Origin of the sequence: Streptomyces sp. NPDC057307 (assembly GCF_042667665.1) — a bacterium.
Lineage (GTDB): Bacteria > Actinomycetota > Actinomycetes > Streptomycetales > Streptomycetaceae > Streptomyces.
Window position 1 is genome coordinate 1 of sequence record NZ_JBHUZM010000269.1, and the last position, 2,716, is coordinate 2,716.

General features: G+C 69.4%; 2 protein-coding genes. Both read left to right on the forward strand.

Translation table 11 applies throughout. The features are described 5' to 3' along the window. Positions 1 to 452 precede the first annotated feature (452 nt). Positions 453 to 902, forward strand: a complete 450-nt coding sequence (locus ACFUN8_RS37220) for a PTS glucose transporter subunit IIA (RefSeq protein ID WP_383647846.1) — start codon at positions 453 to 455, stop codon at positions 900 to 902. A gap of 102 nt (positions 903 to 1,004) precedes the next feature. Then, positions 1,005 to 2,675 carry a phosphoenolpyruvate--protein phosphotransferase gene (gene ptsP / locus ACFUN8_RS37225; protein ID WP_382570915.1) on the forward strand — a complete coding sequence of 557 codons (1,671 nt, stop codon included), beginning with the start codon at positions 1,005 to 1,007 and terminating at the stop codon, positions 2,673 to 2,675. Positions 2,676 to 2,716 lie beyond the last annotated feature (41 nt).

Here is a 2,716-nt window from a genome sequence, read left to right on the forward strand (position 1 = left end):
CCCAATCCACCAAGTGGACGAGGTCGGGGTATCAACATATCTGGCGTTGACTTTTGGCACGCTGTTGAGTTCTCAAGGAACGGACGCTTCCTTTGGTCCCGTCTCCGGGCCCTCCGGGCTTCCCTTCGGCCTTACGTTTCAAACAGTATCAGGCCTTTTCGCTTTCCCTGACCATCTCTTCCGCAGGCATGCGGAAGCCGTATCCGAGAGAGTTTATGACTTGATGGGTGCTGCCGACCGCCGACTCGAAGTCGCGTTAGGGCCAGGCAGGAGTACGACAGTACATGCCGTCCCGGCGGGCAGGCAAATCGTTTTCGGCCCGTCGTGGGACCGCCAACTGGCAGCTCTCGGGCGGAACCGTCACTTCATATGACTTACGCTTCTGAACGGTACGTCGTCCATGACAGGTAGTGACGACGGCAGACGAATCTCCGCCCCCTGGGAGGCTCCCCATGACCAGCGTGACGTCCCCACTTGCTGGACGCGCCATCGGACTCGCGGCTGTACCGGATCCGGTGTTCTCCGATGCGATGGTGGGTCCCGGTACCGCGATCGACCCCGTGCGTGAGCCGTCCGAGGCCGTAGCGCCGATCGACGGCATCGTCGTATCCCTGCATCCGCACGCTTTCGTCGTCCTCGACTCCGAGGGGCACGGGGTGCTGACGCACCTCGGCATCGACACCGTCCAGCTGAACGGCACCGGCTTTGAACTCCTCGTGGCCAAGGGCGACACCGTGACGCGGGGTCAGGGCGTCGTTCGGTGGAACCCCGTCGATGTCGAGGCCGCCGGGAAGTCACCGGTGTGCCCGGTGGTGGCGCTGGACGCGAGTGTCGAGGCGCTGTCCGACGTCGTCCAGGACGGCGAAGTGAAGTCCGGCGACGCGCTCTTCGGCTGGCGGTGACCTCCGCGACCTAGTCGGCACGGCCGTCGGCCGTCATGACCGGCGGTCAGTTCATCAACCGCGGCGATCCGGTCGGTCGCCGCACAACCGGAGACGGGTGCAATGCAGACAACGCTGCGAGGCGTCGGCGTCAGCCACGGGGTGGCTATCGGCGAGGTTCGGCACATGGGTACAGCGGTTCTCGAACCGCCGGCCAAGCAGATTCCGACCGAGGAGGCCGAGCGCGAACAGGGGCGTGCCCGCCAGGCCGTCGAGGCCGTGGCCGCCGACCTGATCGCTCGGGGCAATCTGGCCGGCGGTGAGGCACAGGGGGTGCTCGAAGCGCAGGCCATGATGGCCCAGGACCCGGAGCTGATGTCCGACGTGGACCGGCGTATCGCCGTCGGGAGCACGGCGGAGCGTGCCGTGTACGACGCGTTCGCGTCCTACCGGGCGCTGCTCGCGGGCGCCGGTGAGTATCTGGCGGGGCGGGTCGCCGACCTGGACGACGTGCGGAACCGGATCGTGGCGCGGCTGCTCGGGGTGCCGATGCCCGGTGTGCCGGACAGCGACGAGCCGTACGTACTGATCGCGCGTGACCTGGCTCCCGCCGACACGGCGCTGCTCGATCCGACGCTGGTGCTCGGTTTCGTGACCGAGGAGGGCGGGCCGACCAGTCACAGCGCGATTCTCGCGCGCCAGCTGGGGGTGCCCGCCGTGGTGGCCCTGCCCGGCGCCGGTGAGCTGGCCGAGGGCACGCTGGTCGCTGTCGACGGCAGTACGGGTGAGGTCTTCGTCGAGCCGAGTGCCGACAAGCGTGCCGAGCTTGAGGAGTCCGCCGCGGCGCGGCGGGCCGCGCTGGCCGCCTCCTCCGGGCCGGGCGCCACGTCCGACGGGCACAAGGTGCCGCTGCTGGCGAATGTCGGCGGTCCCGCCGATGTGCCGGCGGCCGTCGAGGCGGGTGCGGAGGGTGTGGGGCTGTTCCGTACCGAGTTCCTGTTCCTCGACGACAGCAAGCAGGCGCCGTCGGAGGAGAAGCAGGTCGAGGTCTACCGCCAAGTGCTGGAGGCGTTCCCCGAAGGCCGGGTGGTCGTACGGGTGTTGGACGCGGGCGCCGACAAGCCGCTGGACTTCCTGACCCCGGCCGACGAGCCGAATCCGGCGCTCGGTGTGCGGGGGCTGCGGAGTCTGCTGGAGCACCCGGATGTGCTGCGGACCCAGCTCACCGCGCTGTCGAAGGCGGCCGAGGGTCTGCCGGTGTATCTGGAGGTCATGGCGCCGATGGTGGCCGACCGCACCGACGCCAAGGCGTTCGCCGACGCGTGTCGTGAGGCGGGGCTGAACGCCAAGTTCGGGGCGATGGTGGAGATTCCGTCGGCCGCTCTGCGGGCGCGCTCGGTTCTTCAGGAGGTCGAGTTCCTTTCGCTGGGGACCAACGATCTCGCGCAGTACACCTTCGCCGCCGACCGCCAGGTGGGCGCCGTGTCTCGGTGGCAGGACCCGTGGCAGCCCGCGCTGCTCGATCTGGTGGCCATGGCGGCGGACGCCGCCGCTGCCGAGGGCAAGAGCTGTGGCGTGTGTGGTGAGGCGGCCTCCGATCCGCTGCTGGCGTGTGTGCTCACCGGGCTCGGTGTGACGTCGCTGTCGATGGGCGCCGCGTCGATCCCTTACGTACGGGCGACGCTGGCGAAGTACTCCCTCGCGCAGTGCGAGCGTGCCGCTGCCGCCGCGCGCGCGGCCGACACCGCCGAGGGCGCGCGGTCGGCCGCCCAGGCGGTGCTGTCCGGAGAGTGACCGGTCAGCGGGTGTAGGAGGAGCTTCCCGCCGCGTCGCGG

What these genes read in the sequence shown, in the direction of transcription:
- ACFUN8_RS37220 (WP_383647846.1), top strand. Translation starts at nt 453, where the DNA reads ATGACCAGCGTGACGTCCCCACTTGCTGGACGCGCCATCGGACTCGCG.
- ptsP (WP_382570915.1), top strand. Translation starts at nt 1,005, where the DNA reads ATGCAGACAACGCTGCGAGGCGTCGGCGTCAGCCACGGGGTGGCTATC.